This window comes from Undibacterium sp. GW821-FHT11B02, assembly GCF_058808955.1.
Genome location: NZ_JBXASD010000017.1, coordinates 22,275 through 40,887, shown reverse-complemented (window position 1 = coordinate 40,887; position 18,613 = coordinate 22,275). Strand labels below are relative to the sequence as shown.

The window sequence follows — 18,613 nt, the reverse complement described above, 5'->3', positions numbered from 1 at the left end:
TCTGAAAAAAATCTGTGTAAGGTCCACGCTACAGCTAGTTCACGATATATCAGCTACAAGATTCGTCCATATCAGCAAAAACAGCTTCAGCGTCACGGAATTGGTCATGTTTAATTTCAAGGTGTCCGATTGCGATTATTTTTGGAAAATCGATTCTTCCTTGAAGTTCTGCGGAGGATATAACATCTGTCAAATTCCGTATGCCTCCGCCAGCCTCAAAGGTCGTCATCAGGGATCGCCATTCTGCAGTCGTTTTATACCTATGCTCATCCACCAAATGCTTATTCAAGCTACGGTGCCATCTTTGCTGCATATCCCGTAGGGATCTTATCCAATTTCATTATGGCTCGCAATTGCCGTCTGCGCCCTAACTATGTCAGCGGCAATCAATGGTCGATGTTCAACAGGAATTGCATTGTGCAACGGCATCAACTGGACTCTTTGTCCTTCAAATTCAGCCGTACCCACGTGGGTTTCCAAGGTGGTGACTGCGGCTCTAAAATCATTGACTTGCTGATGTAAGGTATTGGCAGTAACAATTCTTTCCATATCTACAGCGATTGGGCCTCGATTACCTACTGGTATGGCATTACGTAATCCTCTAAGGATTTCGAATTGTGCGTCGTATCCATCTTGCCCAGCAAGCGCTTCCAGTTGCGGGATAGCTGCACGGAATGTACTAATTTGCTGATGCACGGCTTGGGCTGCACGAAAGCGTATGACATGTGCATTGACCAAATTACGCCTGCCTTCAGGTATGGCATTGAACAAACCTGTCAAACGTTCATTTTCAGCCTGATAACCATCCGCACCAATCACGGCTTCCAAATCAGGAACAGCTAGACGGAATGCATTGATCTGTTGATGCACGGTATTGGAAGTAGCAATTCTTTCCAGGTCTACAGTGATTAAACCTCGATTATCTACTGGTATGGCATCGCGTAATCCTCTAAGGATTGCCACTTGCGCATCATATCCATCCTGCCCGGCCAGCACTTCAAGTTGTGGAATGGCCGCACGAAATGCAATGACTTGCTGATGCACAGCTTGCGCGGCACGGAAACGTACGGCATGTGCATTAACCAAATTACGCCGACCTTCAGGTATGGCATTGAACAAACCTGTCAAACGTTCGTTTCCAGCCTGATAACCGTCATTGCCAATCACGGCTTCCAGTTCAGGAACAGCTACACGGAATGCATTGATTTGTTGATGCAGGGTATTGGCATTACCAGCCCTTACCATGTCAGCCACAATTAAACCCCTGCTGAGCTGTGGTATGGCATTCCGTAATCTTCTGAGAACTTCGACTTGTGCATCATATCCATCTTGTCCTGCCAGTGTTTCCAATTGTGGGATCGCTGCACGGAATGTCATGATTTGCCGATGCACAGTCCGGGCAGCCTGGAGGCGTATGTCATGCGCATTGACCAAATTGCGTCGTGCTTCGGGTATGGCATTGAACAAAACTGTCAAACGTTCATTTTCTGCCTGATAAGCATCCGTGCCAATCACGGCTTCCAGTTCAGGGACAGCAGCCCGGAATGCATTGATTTGTTGATGCAGGGTATTGGCATTACCAGCCCTTACCATGTCAGCCACAATTAAACCCCTGCTGAGCTGTGGTATGGCATTGCGCAATCTTCTGAGGACTTCGACTTGTGCATCATATCCATCTTGTCCTGCCAGTGCTTCCAATTGTGGGATTGCTGCACGGAATGTCATGATTTGCCGATGTAGCGTCCGTGCGGCCTGGAGGCGTATGTCATGCGCATTGACCAAATTACGCCGGTCTTCAGGTATGGCATTGAACAAAACTGTCAAACGTTCATTTTCAGCCCGATAACCATCCGCACCAATCACGGCTTCCAAATCAGGAACAGCTAGACGGAATGCATTGATCTGTTGATGCACGGTATTGGCAGCTTCCACTCTTTTCATCGGTGTGCGAATCAACTCTCTGTATTCTGCACCAATGCTGGCAAGAAGCAGATTCAATGCCGTTGCCCTGTCTCCAAAATCTGCTGCGCCAATTGCTGCAACAAATTGCCCTGCCAATCGACAGTATCTATTTAAACGTGTTGCCGCCTGAATTTCTGCAACGCCTTGCGTAAATACTGCGGAGTGGTGTGCAGCAGGTGCGGGTTGAGCCCCGGCCCCATATATGGGAGCTAATCTCTGGCGTTCAGTCCTGACCGCTAGCCGTTTTGCAGCAAAACCAGCATTGCCTATCAGGCGCTGCAATTCAGCCAGCGACGCGATGAAGGCACGTAATTCTCCAGGCGTGTTCGCATTCTGCACGTGCAAGGTTGTACCAATCGTTCCGTGCAGGTCGCTAGCCATATGTCGGCGATGAAATGTCTGCGCCGGAAGTCTGGTTCCATACATTTCAAATTGCCAGTTACGATTCGTCGCGTTTTCGTCGCCAACAGAATAGTTTTCCAGGGCAAGAATATCTTCACCATCTTTTAAAATGACGCCGCCCCAATGAAAAGTCCAGGCGTCAATATCTGCGCCATCGGCACGCTCCGCGCCATCATCATCGCGCGCCCGACGATTCCGGAAGCCTGGTAATCTATATTCAGTAACGGTAGTATAACTATCACCAACTTCTGGGCTGGCTGATTCATTGATGCGCGCAAACGCAGCAAATTGCCGTTTGCCTTCAGGGGTCAACGCTGTATAAGCTTTCCAGGCAAAATCGGGGCGCGCAGAAAAATGGTTCTCAGGCGTGCCGACAACTCCCACCAACCCCCTAAAACGTGCGTCATTAAAGATGTCGGCATTCAACATATTTGCTCGCGCATTACCCAAAAGAAACGGGCCAATACTACTGACATACACCTGCATGCTCAATCGATGTGTAGTGGTATCACCTCTGACTCCTTCACCCGGCACTTCCAAGGCAGACCCTCCACGCAATGCGGGCGCCGCACCGGGCGGTGCGACATTCACTCGTCGCTCATCGTATCCCATAGCCGTCTGGGTACCAGTAATCGCTTCTGCTGCACGCCGGCAATCAGCTGGCAATGCAATTCGCCCATCAGGACTGACGCTTGGCTCCTGTATCTCATCTCCGACTACAATCTGACCTTGTTCAACTCCACTTGATCGCAAAGCTCGCTGCAAGTTACGCGTCTCAATTTCTGTGGGCGCTGGAATCGCCGCATATACCCTCAAAATCGCTTGTAATTCTGCTTCTGAAGTTGTTTGCTCGCGCGCGTCGCCTGTCCGATTTGGTCCAAGCATACGCTCATGGAAACCGACGCCACGTTGTGTCACTCTACGGCGATTGTAAGCATCAAGATTAAACTCCGGGCTCACTTTAACCAAGCCGATGCCGCCAACTACCCGACGGTCACCTGTACCCAAGGTAATCATGCTGCCATGCCCACCAGACGATTGAAGTTGCTGATTTGCATTCCGGACCAGATCAGGTGATGCCAGTAAGTCTTGGCGTCCCCGGTACACAATGCGCCCGTGTTCAGATGTTTTTCTTCCATCTTCTCCAGCTACATAACGTTGCACCACATATGCTGGTTCCGCAAACGACGCTGTATTGCTGACACTTGATCTTGGTTGTAAAAGGCCACGCTCCCCCATGGACATGGACGCTGCTTTCGCGCCCATGGCATCGGCTTCTGCTTCCAGGCCAGTGTTGTCATTCACCGCCAGGCCATCTTTCATCTGCATGGTCGGGTTAACTCTACCTTGTGCCTGTTGCACTACATGCCAGGCTTCATGTGGCAAATGTTTTTCCTGGCCGGGGCTGACATGGATGTCACTGCCTTGCGCATAGGCAAACGCATTCAATTGCGCAGGTTGTGAAGAGTTGTAATGCACTTTCACATGATCCAGGCTCACGCCGGAAAGTGATTCGATACCTGATTTAAGTTGGTCTGGCAGACCGGTACGGTTAGGTGACTTAGCGTCACCCTTCAACTGGGTTTGTGCACCCATCATCTGCGTTGTGTCATTTTCTGAAAGCGGTGACGTAATTTCTTTTTCGTCACGGCGCATCATTTGGGCCATGGCCCGCATCTGCATGGCCTGCGGGCTGGCAGCCATCACCGACAAGTGCGCTTTGAGCTGTGTCGCCTGCCTGCTATTGTTCGCCATATGCTGGCGCTTTTGCTGTGCAAGGACCGATGATCTGCGGTCTGTTAATGCAGTATCAGATTCAGTAGTTGACTTTGTCTGTACCAATTGCGTACGGGCTGATTCAGCCCGTAATTCGCTTTTCGCAGTTGGCACGGCAGTTTTCATTTGCTCTCTCTTGCGAGGTTATCCTACTACTTGAATTAGTATCTGCGTCGTCGGTCTGTCTCTGTACTATCGCCGTCTCATGTTGTCATTTTCTGGTGTAAGGGAGTACACACGAATGTTTGTCTGGTAGGCAGCGTGTCATTATTTTATGCTACTTTAGCAATTTTTCGCATAAATTCTAATCTGTGTCAACCACTGGCTCCTTCAACCATTCGATCACAATGCGGCAATCTGCGCTGGCGTCAACGCACCGTAATAAATGCGCAGCTCGTCGATTAAGCCATTGAAATACGGGTCCGCCGCATATTGCGAGCGACCAAGCCAGTTCTGATTTGTGCTACTCATGCGGAATGGCGCGGTCGTCATCGCTGTGTTGGTACCAACGACAACGCCGTTCACGTACAAGATGCCAGTATCCCCTTTCAAGCTTACGGCGACATGTGTCCATATGCCAACCGGCAAAGCTGTTTTGCCGACTATAGTTTGCTCGCCTACACCGCCGTTAGTGGTTATAGAAAAACGCACCGTGCCAGCACTGCTTTTCGGTGTCAAAAACAAGTAACGTCCAATACCCGAGCCGAAATCAAAAATGCGCTGCCAGTTATCACCACCGTTCCAATAAATCCAGGCGGCAATAGTGCAATCGGCGACATCAGATAGCAAATCATTCGGCAAGCTAAGGTAAGCGCTTTTACCTTCCAGGGAAACTGCATTGCCAAGTTTCCCTTTAGCCCAGGTCGCACCATGTAAGGTCCCATTACGCGCATTGCCACTGATATCTGCCGCAATGGTTCCGCTGTCGGCATCGAAATTCAAATAGGTATGCAACTGTACGGCTGTAATTGCCTTCACTTCGTTCGACTTGACGGTTTCACCTGTTGCGGTCGCGGCAGTCACTACATAGAAATAGGTTCCGGCTGCCAAGCCGTTGTCAGTAAAAGTCAATGGATCAGCAATGTTGCCCGCGACCAGGGTATAAGGTCCACCTGCCGTCGTGCTGCGCATAACACTATAGCTAGTTGCAGAGACCGTACCCCACCAGGACAAAATGACTTTCCCATTTGTTACATATGCCGTCAAACCACTCGGCGCGACATTGGCGGCAATCGGGTCGCGCGTACAAGTCAGTGTGGTGTAGCCCAATTGATCGTAACCACCGCTGTTGGGTCCATAATTACCGCCCCCACCTTCGGGGGACACCAGGTTCATGAATTTTTTCGTATAAGGTGCAGACAAGCCTCTACGATTGGCGTAATGGTGATAAATCAACGCCCACCCGGGCCGCTGCGTTCCTATCGATGCTACCGAAAATTCGGTGTTGTAGACGCTACCGTTGGTATAGGGAGAAAACGGCACACTGTAATACGTCGTACCACTCTCGATCAGGTTGCCCTTGGCTACATATTCGGCAGCGGCCAGCACACGGTTATTATCGTAACCATACAAATCTACGCCTTGATTCCATGCCATTTCACAAATAGTGGCCAGCAATATCATGCTCAGGGTATTGTGCCCCTGATCTCGCCCGGATTCCTGAGTCTGACCAAGGTAGCCAGGATGGATATAATTTACCGTATTGGCTACACCTCCATTGCCCAGACCATTTTTGAAATAATTAATCCCGGCATCGAACATCGCCTGGTTATCACAAAGTACGGCTATAGCGAGGATAGATGCAAGCCCACACAGGTCCCAGTTAGAGTAGACCAACAAGCTAGACGGCGTAGTCAACATGCCGCTATTCATCGAATAAAAAACGTTCGTCATCATGCCCTGGAAACGCGTAAAGTCTGCAGTTGCCCAACCAGAGTAGTTACGCATGATTTCACCTGCATTGGCAAACTGGTAGCCTTGCAGACCCGCCGCCAAAAAACCATCGAAGTAACCATCGCGCCAACTGATACTGGTCAGCGTCGATGACCATGCGTTCATAATCTGCACCGCCTTTTCAGCGTAGGCTGCATTGCCAGTAACTTTCCAACGCAAGGCACATGCATAGGCCGCAGCGACGTCGTTAAACAGTAACGCGGAATTATCGGCATTCGGTGGATTATTCCGGTAAATTATCGCCTGGGGCCTGGGGTTATAACTCAGGCTTGCATGACTGTTTGAGATCAGGATATTCCAGCTATCGATCCAAGGCGACGCATTCGCTGCAACCTTTGCTGCCATGCGATCAAAATCGGGCTGTGTATGCAATAAGCCCGGATGGTGAAACGCTGATGTTGTTGATGTTGTTGATGTTGTTGATGTTGTTGATGTTGTTGATGTTGTTGCAGTTGTCGATGTCGGAAGTGTCGACGCAGACCCCGCCCCGCCTCCGCCACCACAAGCCGACAAAGCCAGCCCCGCAAATGCAAGCATGAAAGCACGACGCGATGCATCGTCAATATTTGCACCAGTCAAATCAAACCCTGTCGACGGAGAAACCGGAATTTCACTCAACGGCGACTCGAATTCAATTTTATGCTGCATGCTATATCCTCGCTCTTGCTTCATTTAATAATTTCGTTTATTTATGGCGGATTTAATAATCCGATATTTCCAGTCTCAACAATCGCACCACTCACCCGGAACATTGATGTCCATCGCATGAACATGTATCAAATTGCGCATGTCTCTGTTAATGTTTGACATACTCATCGGAAATCGCTCGTCCGTAATCTTTCAATACCTGTGCTCATCCACCAAATGCTTATTAAAGCTGTACTTGCTACCGCCTTGCAATACGTCAGTCAGGCGTTTGGGGTTACCGGCTGAGATGAAGATGTCAGCGATGCCGTCTTTGACGCGGAACTTGGTGGCGGGGCTGAGGATGTTGTTGGCCTTGATCATCAAGTGACGGATAATTTTGGCTTTTTCGCTACAGATAAGGAAGTGGTTTTCTTTTCTGAAGTTGGTCAGCGGGATGTTGAGCCACCAGCCTTCGTCATTACCATAACGTACAACTTGTGAGAATTGGGTGTTGCCATCGTTCAGGACGTTGGCTTGCAGGGAATCGTTGGCAATCTGTATAGCTTCGGTTTTGTTCATTTTTTGTCTTCGGTGGGTATTTGGGCGAGGTAATGAGCAGAATTACTGCTTGGGTATGCAATGGAAACCCATCCCCATCCCTGCCTTCCCCTTGAAGAGGAAGGAGTATATGGCGGTATTTTAACCGCTGGACCTTCAATACAGACGGAAATGCTCGCGGTTCTCGTTTACCCTACATGCCACATTGCGTTAAACTGTATGCATATACAGTTATTTAAACGCCCCCCCCTGCCTCATGCTTGCCAATCTGGATAATCCTTTTTACTACCTTGAAAACTTCCAGACAGTGCTGGATTGGGTAGCTGGTCGCTATGCGGATTTGCTGGTGCAAGATGAGCAAGACTTTATCGCCCGGTTTGCCGGTTTGCCGCAGACATCACGTGCCTTGTATGTGCGTATGGTGATGCGCAAGGGCTGCGTGTTCAGGGCCAGCAAGCTCAATTATGCAGAGATTGGTGATACCCGTGCAGCCATGCAAGCGCTGGTAGATATGGGCTGGGTGCAGGCTGATCCTGCGATTGATATTGTTGGCTTGTTTGATTTGCTGCAAAAGCCAGAACTGGCACTGGTATTAGCGATGACGCCTGCTGAAAAGAAATTGCAAAAGGCAGATCAACTGGCTTTGCTGGGCCAGCAGCATACCGGCAGCAAGGCATTTTCTGACTGGTGTGCGGGTATGGATGATGTGGCTTACCAGGTGTTGAACAAGGATTTGTGTGACCGGCTGCGGCTGCTGTTTTTTGGTAATCTGTATCAGGACTGGTCAGAATTTGTGTTGTCTGACCTGGGTATTTTTCAGTATGAGAAGGTGGAGTTTTCTGCGGCGTCGCGTGGCTTTGGCAGCCGTGCTGATATCGACGCTTACCTGGCCCTGCATGCCTGCCGCGAGGCTTTCCATGCGGAGCAACCTGTGCCTGATGTCTTGGCGCAATTGGCTGCCACTGGTCTGCATGCACAGGGCAATGCCTGGCTGGCCAGCCGACGTAACCGTTTGCTGTATCAAATTGGTGAGCATTTAGAAAAGCAAAAAGACTGGGCGCTGGCGCAGCAAGTATATGCGGACTGTACTTACCCAGGTGCGCGTTTGCGTGCCATACGTGTGCTGGAAAAAAGCGGGCAAACCCGGGCGGCTTTTGATTTGCTGACGCTGGCGCAGCAAGCGCCTGAAAGCGAGGCAGAACACCAGCAGATGTTGCGCATAGCCCCGCGCCTTGCGCGCAAGCTGGGTCTGGCTAAAATGGCTGCAACAACCAGCACACTACCAACAGAACTAGCTTTGCGCCTGCCGTTTCCACAAGAAGATTATGTGGTTGAATATGTGGTGCGTGATCATTTAAGCTGTGATGAGGCACCAGTGTTTTATGTAGAGAATGCGCTGATCAATTCATTGTTTGGCTTGTTGTGCTGGCCAGCGATTTTCAAGGCAATACCGGGGGCTTTTTTTCATCCATTTCATCGCGGGCCTGCAGATTTATTGAATGCAGATTTTCAGGTGCGGCGGGCAGATGATTTTGCTGCCTGTTTTGCGCAGCTGGATACCGGCGCCTACCGCCAGACCATACGCGCAACCTATGCCGCCAAATTTGGCCTGCAATCACCCTTTGTGTTTTGGAATACCTTGTCTGAAGACTTGCTGGATATGGCGCTGGCATGCATACCGCCGCAACACTTAAAGCATAGTTTCGAGCGCATCTTGCTCGACATCAGGACCAACCGTAATGGATTCCCAGACCTGATACAGTTTTGGCCGCGAGAGCAACGTTACCAGATGATAGAGGTCAAAGGCCCTGGAGATAAGCTGCAAGATAACCAGAAGCGCTGGCTGGATTTTTGTGCCATGCATGGTATGCCCGTCACGGTTTGTTATCTGGAATGGCAAGAGGCTGATCAGTGAGTGCTGACGGCTATACCGTAGCCGTGCGTGCGCTGTGTGAATTCACGGCCAAGCAGGGTGACCTTGATTTACGCTTTACCCCCTCACCCACTGCCGAGCAAGGCATGGCCGGACATACGACGGTGGCCTTGCGCAGAAACAGTAGTTACCAGCGCGAAGTCAGACTTGAAGGCCAGCATGGCAGCTTGCAGGTACGTGGCCGTGCCGATGGTTATGACCCTGACTTGCAACAGGTGGAAGAAATCAAAACCTATCTGGGTGACTTGCACACCATGCCAGACAATCACCGCCATTTGCATTGGGCGCAGGCCAAGGTGTATGGGCATTTGTTATGCCAAAAATTGGGTTTGCAAAAGATCAGTGTGGCACTGGTGTATTTCAATATACAAAGCCAGAAAGAAACGGTATTGCAGCAGGCACTTGATGCTGCGGAGTTGGCGACTTTTTTTGCCCTGCTGTGTAGCCGTTTTATTGCGTGGGCAGAGCAGGAAGTGACTCACCGTGCAGCGCGTGATGTGGCATTAGCGAACATGGTTTTTCCGCACGCGACATTCAGGCCAGGGCAAAGGCAACTGGCTGAAGCCATGTACAAGGCCAGCAAACGCGGTTGTTGCCTGCTGGCGCAAGCGCCCACCGGTATAGGCAAGACGATAGGCAGTTTGTTTCCACTGTTAAAAGCCACGGCAGAACATAAGCTGGACAAGATATTTTATCTGGCAGCAAAAACCTCAGGCCGGCAACTGGCTTTGCATGCGCTGGCCAACATACAAAACAGCACCCCATCGTTGAACCTGCGCACGCTGGAGCTAGTGGCAAAAACCAAAGCCTGCGAATACCCGGAAGCCGCCTGCCATGGCGATGCCTGCCCACTGGCCAAAGGCTTTTATGATCGCCTGCCTGCGGCCCGCGCTGCTGCTGTTGAACAGCAATTACTGGACAAGGAAGGCTTGCGCCATGTCGCCCTGGCGCACCAGGTGTGCCCCTATTACCTGGGCATAGAAATGGCTCGCTGGGCCGATGTCATCATTGGTGACTACAACTATTATTTTGACATCTACGCTTTACTGTATGGTTTAAGCGTGGTGAATGACTGGCGCGTGGCCGTGCTGGTGGATGAAGCACACAATATGGTGACACGGGCGCGCCAGATGTATAGCGCAGAGTTGCAGCGTGATAGCCTGAAACGCTTGCGCAAGACACCACCGCCTGCTCTCAAAAAACCTTTGGATCGCTTGTATCGCGCGTGGCTGCAACTGGAAAAAGAGCAGGATTCTGATTACCAGGCCTATGCCGAAATACCAGAAAAATTGCTGGCCGCATTAACCCGTCTGTGCACAGACATTGGCCTTTACTTTGCCGACAATCCCAGCCAGTTAGCACCTGATCTGCAGCAGTTTTATCTGGATGCCTTGTTGTTTAACCGCCTGGCAGAAAGCTTTGCTGACCATTCATTGTTTGATATCAGCAAAGAACATGGCACATCGACGCTATGCATACGCAATATCGTGCCGGCAACATTTTTAACACCGCGCTTTGCGGCCAGTCATACGACCGCCTTATTCTCGGCCACGCTCAGTCCCTGGAATTATTATTGCGATACCTTGGGTTTGCCAGATACTACCGCCTGGGTGGATGTGGAATCGCCTTTCTCTGCGGATCAATTAACCGTACATATCGTCGACAAGGTATCCACCCGCTATGCCGACCGTAGCCATTCTGTTGCCCCCATCGTGGCTTTGATGGCGCAACAATATCATGCACAACCCGGCAATTATCTGGCGTTTTTCAGCAGCTTTGATTATCTGGCCCAGGTCAGTAGCAGCTTCATAGATCTGCATCCAGATATCCCCGTACGTTTGCAAACCCGGCGTATGAATGAATCTGATCGTGAAGATTTCCTGGCGCAATTCACTGAAGACAGCCAGGGCATTGCCTTTGCGGTGCTGGGCGGCTCTTTTGGCGAAGGCATAGATTTGCCAGGTGCTCGTCTGATTGGTGCCTTCATCGCCACACTGGGCCTGCCGCAGCTTAACCCCATCAACGAACAGATCAAACTGCGCATGGACAAGATTTTTGGCGCGGGTTATGACTATGCTTATCTTTACCCTGGTCTGCAAAAGGTGGTGCAAGCTGCCGGGCGCGTGATACGGCAGACGGATGATAAGGGCGTAGTGTATTTGATTGATGACCGGTTTGGGCGTGGAGATGTGCGGGCTTTGTTGCCGGGGTGGTGGGCGGTGGAACTCTAGTGTTTATAGGTTGGGTATCATGTAGGTTGGGCCGGGCCTCGCTAGGCCGGGCCTCGCTAGGCTACAGTTTACCAGCCCAACACTGGGCGATTGAAGGACGATGTACGTTATTACAAGCCGAGTGTTGGGCTGGTAAAGCGTAGCCCAACCTACGTCTACCTTCCAATTCACACCCCTCAATCAATACAAACTCCCCATTAAACAAGTAAACCTTGTTATTTAACGAAACTATGTATATATTAATGGAACTCAAACACCATTTTTATAGAAGTTCGTCTCGATTATGAAAACTTCCAAGTCTCAGCAAGAGCAAACCCGGCGTAATCTGATCCGTACTGCCGTCGACCTGATTACTGAAAAAGGCTATGACGCTGCCACCATGAAGCAGATTGCCCGTGAGGCGGGCATCGGTGATGCGACGATTTATAAGTACTTCCCCAGCAAAGAGAAAATCCTGCTGGCCTATTATGAATTGTGCATAGAAATCACCCTGGAAGTGGTGCAAGAAACGCCAGGCTGGGAAGAATTTACCCTGCAAGAAAAACTGCAAAGGCTGGTGGATGCTTTGCTGGAACTCTTGCTGGGTGACCGCGAATTTGTAGAAATCACACGCGATATCTTTGGCAAATCACCACTGCTGATGATGCGCGACAATATGCCCGGCCAGCAAACCCTGAAGCAGGAAATCATAAGTCTGCTGGAAGAAGCTGAACAACGCGGCGAAATTTCCCCTTGCGATTTCAAGAACCTGATCGGTGGCTTGTTTGGTGATTATCTGTTCGCCGTCATCGCGTATTGGCTCAAGGATGAGTCGGAAGAATTTTCCAACACCACGCAACTGGTAGACATGACATTGGCGATACTGGTCATGGCTTTGAAGAGCGGCATCGTCAATAAGGTATCAGAGTTGGCCAGTTTCATGCTGCGTAACCAGTTGTCGCGCATTATGCAAAATGGTTCTGGCTTGCTGGAGATGGTCAAGCTCGTGCAGAATGGATTGGGACGTGGCCTGGGGGATGCGCGATGAACAAGGCACCGCCCGCCAGTAAGCTGGGCAGAACCGCCATCACGGGGCTGGCACTAGCCAAGGCAGGTGCCAGCAAGCTTGGGCACAAGGCAAGGCAGATGCTGCGCAGCGACGATGACAAGCAGGTGGCGCAAGAACAGCATGAGGCTGAACTGGGTCGCATACTTTTCAAGGCATTAAATCAGTTAAAAGGCAGCGCCCTCAAGGTATCGCAATTGCTGAGTATGGAAGCCGATTTTTTACCTGAAGGCATTCGCCGTGAACTGGCCAAAGGCTGCCATCAGGTTACACCGTTGAATCGCGCGCTGATCCACAAAGTTTTTCAAAGTGAATTTGGGCAGGCACCTGAACATCTGTACGCACAGTTTGACTCTCACGCCTTTGCTGCGGCCAGCCTGGGCCAGGTACATCATGCTCAATTGGCAGATGGCCAGCAACTGGCGGTCAAGGTGCAATACCCCGGCATTGCATCTGCCATAGGCAGTGATTTGCGCATGCTGCGCGGCATCTTCCAAACAATGGCGATGGGCACCACCATCCTGCCACGCAAAGAAGTCATAGACCGTTTCATGAGCGAGCTGGAAGTCAAGCTGGGTGAAGAGCTTGATTATGAACATGAAGCGACACAGCTCAACTGGTTTCATGAGCATGTGAACTTGCCCGGTATTGTCATTCCCAAATGTATAGACGAGATGTCTAGCAAGCGGATATTGACAATGGAAAAACTCGACGGTCTGCACCTTGACGCCTGGCTGGTGACGGCACCTGATCAGGCACAGCGCAATCATTTTGGGCAATTGCTGTTTGACTGGTTCTGGTTCAGCGTTTGTGATCTGGGCCGTGTGCATGCAGACCCACACCCCGGCAATTTTTTGTTCATGCCTGACGGGCGCTTGGCCGTACTGGATTTCGGTTGCACAAATAAAATGTCATCCCATTTTTGCAATGCCATGGCCAGCAGTTGGCGTGCCTTGTTAATGACGGATGAAGTTGAGCGTAACCGTCTCTTGCGTCTTGCCTATATTGATTTGGGTTTGTTTTCTGAAACGGTCAGGCAAGAAGAATTTGACAGCAGCGTCATGTATGCACTGGCAGACCTGCATGCCTGGAAGATGGAAGCATTTCAAAGCAGCAGCTTTGACTTTAGCAATAAATCGCCCTACCCCAAAACCATCAATGCCGAACATAGCAGGCTGCTGTCGGGCATCCTGGCGGGTTGGCATGAAGATGTGCCCTATTTTGATCGTGCCTACCTGGGACTGATGAATATGCTCAAAAAAATGGGCGCGGTCGTTAATACAGAAATAGCCTGGACCAAACAAGGAGCATCTCATGTCAGCACAAATTAAACCCCGCAAAATCTGGATAGGCCGCTACCTGATAGCCGTCGCAGCTCTGCATACGGTAGCCGCCATCTTTTTATATGGTCCCGTCTTTCTGGGCATGCTGGAACGCGGTGTATTCAATACCGTCAATCGTGATCCTTTACGGTCAGCAGCCATCTGGTTTTTACTGTTTGGCGGCCCGCTTTTCTTGCTGGGTGTCATCATCAACAGCCTGGAACACAAACACGATTTTACGGAAGCCGGCAAGCTGGGTCTGGGCATATTGATTACTTGCATATTGGGAGTGATATTGATGCCAGCGTCTGGATTTTGGCTAGCGATGCCAGCAGCACTGGCCTTGTTGAGTATTCGTTCTAACCAAAGGCAGCATTCATGAAAGCCTTCGTGACAGAAACTGCAGTCCCGGCCCATAGCAAAATCGCCGCAGACTTGCCAGGTGCGTATTTTTACGATTGCTATCAGTTACCCTTTGATCATAAAGGGCTCAGCGCCATGCAAATCTATATCAATACTTTTTCCAGGACACCAGCCTGGGTCAATTGCCTGATGGGCATACGCAATCGCGTTGTTGGCCTGTTTGGTTTAAAGAACGTAGGTGGGATGAAGTCGCTGAACAAAAACAAGTCTGCAGAAGACTATCAGGTAGGTGACAGAGCGGGGATATTTTCTTTGGTGTACAAGTCAGAAGAAGAAGTCATCTTCTGCGATTCCGACAAACATCTGGATGTCAAAGTCTCTGTCTCCAAGCAAGTCACGGACTCTCACCCAAGCATTGCTATCACCACGGTTGTGCACGTACACAATAACCTGGGGCGTGCCTATATGCTGTTCGTTGGCCCGGCACATAAGGTGATAGCACCAGCTGTATTGGCGAGGGCATAAGCTTCCATCATCTCTGAAATAACGGCTACAGCATATACGTATTTTCCACCATCTTTTTTGTCACGGAATTGTCATAAATCTCTTCTAAGATGAAATCACCAAAACAAAAGAGAAAAGGAGATTAAAGACTATGTTAAGTAAATTAAAACAAAAATATCAGATGATGCGTGCAAAAAATATCACCGAGTGTTCGGACTACAGGCGTCAATTGATGGATATTCCCAATGCGGTGTTTTTGCAATGGCAAACAAAGGCAAAATATGAATTCCCCGGCGTCCCCAGTGATGCCATTTTTTTTGCCCGCGCGGCAGAAGGACTGATGAAATTTTTCGATTATGTCCGCCGCAGCAATAAGCCCTGTGCCCTGCCCTCCAGGGCAGCTGACTCAGTCTGGCATGCCTGGAACAGTTGGTCATCCATCAGTCTGGATAACTTCTGCCTGAAGCACTTCGGTCGCAGCATACCGCACGTTGAAGCAGAACAAATGGCAAGCGAGATGGATGCAGCGCTGGCCACCTGCCTGATCACGGCACAACTGGCAGAAGGTCGCGTACCGGGCAGCTCATCCTTGCCGCGCTTGTTTGCACTGGACCGCAAATTGCACATGCCAGATGGGTATTCCTACTTTGCTACCTACTCACGCATCGGTTTCCAGAATATGAATGCGCATGGTGTCGGTGCAGGTAAATCAAGCTACCCGGAAAGCTTTGGTGCGGATCAGTTGCTGGCTACCGGGCTCATATCCAACCTGGCATATGAAGAAATGATGAAGAAACAAGCCCGGGCAACCAGCTCCGGCGCATCTTGCGGCGGCAGTAGTTGCGGCAGCACTAGCTGCGATGCGGGCAGCGGCGGTTGCGACGGCGGCGGATCAAGCTGTGGCAGCAGCTGCGGTGGTGGTTGTGGCGGCGGGTGTGGTAGTTAAGCCAACTGTCAAGCCGGAGGCAATCATCTTCATGACAAAAGTCATGCTACAAATATAAGCGCAGCACAATTTCCACATGAAATTCCACTCGAAATCATAGGGCAAGGTACACTGATAGTTTTTTTGCACTATCCACAACATGCCGTCACATTTCACTGCTCTATTCCATCGTACCACCAGACTGACGGTCAGCCTGATTTTTGGTTTTGCCGTCTTGCCAGCGCTGGCAGGCATCAACCTCAGCGACCCGATTCCTATCAGTCCAGTCCTTACTTTGGGTAAGCTGGACAACGGCCTGACCTACTATATCCAAAAAAATGACACGCCACGCAAAAAGGTGGAACTGCGCCTGGTCGTTAAAGCTGGTTCAGTGCTGGAAGATGATGATCAGCAGGGTCTTGCCCATTTCACCGAACATATGGCTTTTAATGGATCCACCCATTTCAAGAGAACCCAGCTTATTTCCTACCTGCAATCCATAGGCGTGAAATTTGGTGCCGACCTGAATGCCTTTACCAGTTTTGATGAAACCATCTACGTACTGCCGATACCGACAGACAAAAAAGCCAATCTGAAAACCGGTTTCCAGGTGCTTGCTGACTGGGCTCAGGGCGTCAAGATGAAGGATGCTGATATCGATAAGGAACGCGACATCATCCTGGAAGAAGCACGTCTGGGTAAAGGTGCGGATGACCGCATGAGCAAACAATTGCTGCCTGAAGTATTTAATGGCTCCAGGTACGCCGATCGCCTGCCCATAGGTAAGGAAGACATTATCAAAACCTTCAAATACGATGCCCTGCGCCGTTTTTACCGCGACTGGTATCGCCCTGACCTGATGGCCGTGGTCGTGGTAGGTGATATAGATCCGGCAGAAGGTGAGCAATTAGTGCGTGAATATTTCTCAGGCTTGAAAAACCCGGTACCATCCCGTCCCCGCCTGCCCACCGTCATCCCTAAAAACCTTGATTCCAAGGCACTGGTCATCACCGATAAGGAAGCAACCAGCAACTTGCTGATGATACGTTACCCCTTGCAGCCCGTCGCCCCGCGTCTGACCATAGGCGATTACCGGCAGGATATTATCAAAAGCATTTACAAATCCATGCTGAACAGGCGCCTGAGTGCATTGACAGAACAGGCACAACCACCGTTCCTGACGGCGTCAGCCGGTACTGAGCAAGTGGTCGAAGGTTATGAATCGTTCATGTCTGCCGCAGTCTTGTCACAATCAGGCATACCTGCAGCAATGAATGCGTTGATGCAGGAAAAAAACAAAATCCGCTTGTTCGGCTTCACCATTGCCGAATTTGAAAGGGCCAAGAAAATAGAGGCGCGCGACTACGAAACCATGTACAACGAGCGCAATAATTCCCCATCTTCCAGCTTTGCCAGTGAATACATACGAAATTTTCTGCATGCAGAACCTATCCCTGGGCTGAAAAACGAATATGCCTATTTCAAGGAGTTTTATGAAGGCATCACATTGGAAGAACTTGAGCAGTACGCAAAAAATGTGACGCCAGACAATATCAGCAAACTGGTGTTTTACATGGGTTCCAATAAGGCGGGTGAAGTCGTTCCCAATAGCGCCGATCTGTTGAAATATGCCAGCCAGGCAGAAAATCGTCCTATACAGGCATATAAAGAAAAGGAATCCAGAAGCGCGCTGATGAATACCCCACCCAAGGCTGGCCAGATTGTGGCAGAAAAAGAAAACAAGCTACTGGGTTTAACTGAATTAAGTCTGTCAAACGGTGTCAAGGTCATACTCAAAAAAACTGACTTCAAGAGTGACCAGATTTTAATGAGTGCCCGACGCTTTGGGGGCACGTCTGTGTACAGCGACCAAGATTTCTACAATGCCTGGTACGCCGATTTCATCGTCTGGGAAATGGGCGTGAGCAATTTCAGCGCCAAGGATGTACAGGAAACACTGGCTGGTAAATATGTCACAGTCAGAACCACCATCGACAATTACACTGAAAATTTCGGTGGCACATCCAGCAATGACGACATTGAATCCATGCTGCAACTGCTGTACCTGCGCATGACCAGTCCGCGCAAGGATAAGGTCATGTACCAATCCTTCATCAACTCACAGAAAGAACTGGCACGCAATTCCTGGGCTCGTCCGGAAACTATTTTTGCAGATCAGGTTGTCGCCACGCTTTATCAAAACCACCCCCGTGTCATGCGCCAGGCCAAGGTCGAAGACTTTGACAAACTGGATATGACCCGCAGCATGGAAATCTTCCAGGACAGGTATGGCAGCGCCAAAGACCTGACTTTCATTTTTGTCGGTAGTTTCGATCCCGACAAGATCAAACCGCTGATCGCCACTTACCTGGCCAGCCTGCCGACGACAGATATCAAGATTGGTTATCAGGATCTGAACATTCAGCCGGTACGTGGCATTGTCAAAAAAGATGTGAAGGTAGGTAGCGAAGCGAAAAGCATTATCTCCATCAGTTTTACCGGACCAACCATCTATTCAAGAGAAGAAAACACCCGCTTCCATGCCATGCTGGATGTATTGAACCTGAAAATCATTGATGTTTTACGCGAAAAGCAGGGGCTGATTTATAGCGGCGGCATCAACGGTTCCATACAAAGAATCCCGCAGATGCAATATGGTATAGACATCGATTTGCCCTGCAGCCCGGACAACGTGAACAAGGTCATCGCAGCCATGTTTGCTGAGATACAAAAACTGCAGACAGCAGGCCCATCAGCAGAAGATGTGAACAAGGTGAAACAGGCATGGTTGCAAGACCACCAGGTTGACCTGCGCAGCAATGAAAGCTGGCTTGATCATCTGCAAACGGCAACCCTGTACCAGACTGATCCAGAATCCATTTTATCAACAGAAAAACGCATCAAGGCAGTGACCGCCAACCAGATCAAGGACGCAGCCAACCGCTATTTCAACATGCAAAACTATGTGCAGGTTGTCTTGTATCCTGAAGATAAAAAAGGCAAATAAGCGTT

12 protein-coding genes are annotated in these 18,613 nt (G+C 50.0%); 8 read left to right on the top strand and 4 right to left on the bottom strand.

Annotated elements, in window-relative coordinates; all coding sequences use genetic code 11:
• Window positions 1-49: 49 nt before the first annotated feature.
• The 4 genes from AC1RVX_RS26880 to AC1RVX_RS26865 form a co-directional block, all read right to left on the bottom strand.
• Window positions 50-229, bottom strand: coding sequence for a hypothetical protein (locus AC1RVX_RS26880; RefSeq protein WP_493219661.1), 180 nt, complete (start codon window positions 227-229; stop codon window positions 50-52).
• Window positions 230-327: 98 nt separating this feature from the next.
• Window positions 328-4,266, bottom strand: coding sequence for an eCIS core domain-containing protein (locus AC1RVX_RS26875; RefSeq protein ID WP_493219660.1), 3,939 nt, complete (start codon window positions 4,264-4,266; stop codon window positions 328-330).
• 216 nt (window positions 4,267-4,482) lie between these two features.
• On the bottom strand, window positions 4,483-6,630 hold the full coding sequence (locus AC1RVX_RS26870; protein WP_493219709.1) for a LamG-like jellyroll fold domain-containing protein: 2,148 nt from the start codon (window positions 6,628-6,630) through the stop codon (window positions 4,483-4,485).
• A gap of 303 nt (window positions 6,631-6,933) precedes the next feature.
• A complete protein-coding gene (locus AC1RVX_RS26865; RefSeq protein ID WP_493219659.1) occupies window positions 6,934-7,299 on the bottom strand; it encodes a hypothetical protein in 366 nt (121 codons plus the stop codon).
• A 235-nt stretch (window positions 7,300-7,534) separates the two neighbouring features.
• Between AC1RVX_RS26865 and AC1RVX_RS26860 the strand changes: the two genes are divergently transcribed.
• The 8 genes from AC1RVX_RS26860 (at window position 7,535) to AC1RVX_RS26825 (ending at window position 18,608) form a co-directional block, all read left to right on the top strand.
• Window positions 7,535-9,193: a VRR-NUC domain-containing protein gene (locus AC1RVX_RS26860; protein ID WP_493219658.1), complete on the top strand. Its 1,659-nt coding sequence runs from the start codon at window positions 7,535-7,537 to the stop codon at window positions 9,191-9,193.
• On the top strand, window positions 9,190-11,442 hold the full coding sequence (locus AC1RVX_RS26855) for an ATP-dependent DNA helicase (RefSeq protein ID WP_493219657.1): 2,253 nt from the start codon (window positions 9,190-9,192) through the stop codon (window positions 11,440-11,442). Before AC1RVX_RS26860 ends, AC1RVX_RS26855 begins: the two co-directional genes overlap by 4 nt.
• A gap of 283 nt (window positions 11,443-11,725) precedes the next feature.
• A complete protein-coding gene (locus AC1RVX_RS26850) occupies window positions 11,726-12,469 on the top strand; it encodes a TetR/AcrR family transcriptional regulator (RefSeq protein ID WP_493219656.1) in 744 nt (247 codons plus the stop codon).
• Window positions 12,466-13,818 carry an ABC1 kinase family protein gene (locus AC1RVX_RS26845; protein ID WP_493219655.1) on the top strand — a complete coding sequence of 451 codons (1,353 nt, stop codon included), beginning with the start codon at window positions 12,466-12,468 and terminating at the stop codon, window positions 13,816-13,818. The genes AC1RVX_RS26850 and AC1RVX_RS26845 overlap by 4 nt, the downstream gene beginning before the upstream one ends.
• The gene (locus tag AC1RVX_RS26840) at window positions 13,802-14,191 is read left to right on the top strand and encodes a DUF6463 family protein (protein WP_493219654.1); all 390 of its coding nucleotides are present in this window, start codon (window positions 13,802-13,804) and stop codon (window positions 14,189-14,191) included. The genes AC1RVX_RS26845 and AC1RVX_RS26840 overlap by 17 nt, the downstream gene beginning before the upstream one ends.
• The gene (locus AC1RVX_RS26835) at window positions 14,188-14,697 is read left to right on the top strand and encodes a DUF2867 domain-containing protein (protein ID WP_493219653.1); all 510 of its coding nucleotides are present in this window, start codon (window positions 14,188-14,190) and stop codon (window positions 14,695-14,697) included. The genes AC1RVX_RS26840 and AC1RVX_RS26835 overlap by 4 nt, the downstream gene beginning before the upstream one ends.
• Before the next feature lie 130 nt (window positions 14,698-14,827).
• Window positions 14,828-15,622, top strand: a complete 795-nt coding sequence (locus AC1RVX_RS26830; protein ID WP_493219652.1) for a UCP032817 domain-containing protein — start codon at window positions 14,828-14,830, stop codon at window positions 15,620-15,622.
• Between the two features lie 139 nt (window positions 15,623-15,761).
• Window positions 15,762-18,608 carry a M16 family metallopeptidase gene (locus AC1RVX_RS26825; protein WP_493219651.1) on the top strand — a complete coding sequence of 949 codons (2,847 nt, stop codon included), beginning with the start codon at window positions 15,762-15,764 and terminating at the stop codon, window positions 18,606-18,608.
• Window positions 18,609-18,613 lie beyond the last annotated feature (5 nt).

Bases quoted from the DNA above. Each gene is read 5' to 3' on its own strand.
- AC1RVX_RS26880 (WP_493219661.1), bottom strand. From the start codon at position 229: ATGACGACCTTTGAGGCTGGCGGAGGCATACGGAATTTGACAGATGTT.
- AC1RVX_RS26875 (WP_493219660.1), bottom strand. From the start codon at position 4,266: ATGAAAACTGCCGTGCCAACTGCGAAAAGCGAATTACGGGCTGAATCA.
- AC1RVX_RS26870 (WP_493219709.1), bottom strand. From the start codon at position 6,630: ATGCTTGCATTTGCGGGGCTGGCTTTGTCGGCTTGTGGTGGCGGAGGC.
- AC1RVX_RS26865 (WP_493219659.1), bottom strand. From the start codon at position 7,299: ATGAACAAAACCGAAGCTATACAGATTGCCAACGATTCCCTGCAAGCC.
- AC1RVX_RS26860 (WP_493219658.1), top strand. From the start codon at position 7,535: ATGCTTGCCAATCTGGATAATCCTTTTTACTACCTTGAAAACTTCCAG.
- AC1RVX_RS26850 (WP_493219656.1), top strand. From the start codon at position 11,726: ATGAAAACTTCCAAGTCTCAGCAAGAGCAAACCCGGCGTAATCTGATC.
- AC1RVX_RS26845 (WP_493219655.1), top strand. From the start codon at position 12,466: ATGAACAAGGCACCGCCCGCCAGTAAGCTGGGCAGAACCGCCATCACG.
- AC1RVX_RS26840 (WP_493219654.1), top strand. From the start codon at position 13,802: ATGTCAGCACAAATTAAACCCCGCAAAATCTGGATAGGCCGCTACCTG.
- AC1RVX_RS26835 (WP_493219653.1), top strand. From the start codon at position 14,188: ATGAAAGCCTTCGTGACAGAAACTGCAGTCCCGGCCCATAGCAAAATC.
- AC1RVX_RS26830 (WP_493219652.1), top strand. From the start codon at position 14,828: ATGTTAAGTAAATTAAAACAAAAATATCAGATGATGCGTGCAAAAAAT.
- AC1RVX_RS26825 (WP_493219651.1), top strand. From the start codon at position 15,762: ATGCCGTCACATTTCACTGCTCTATTCCATCGTACCACCAGACTGACG.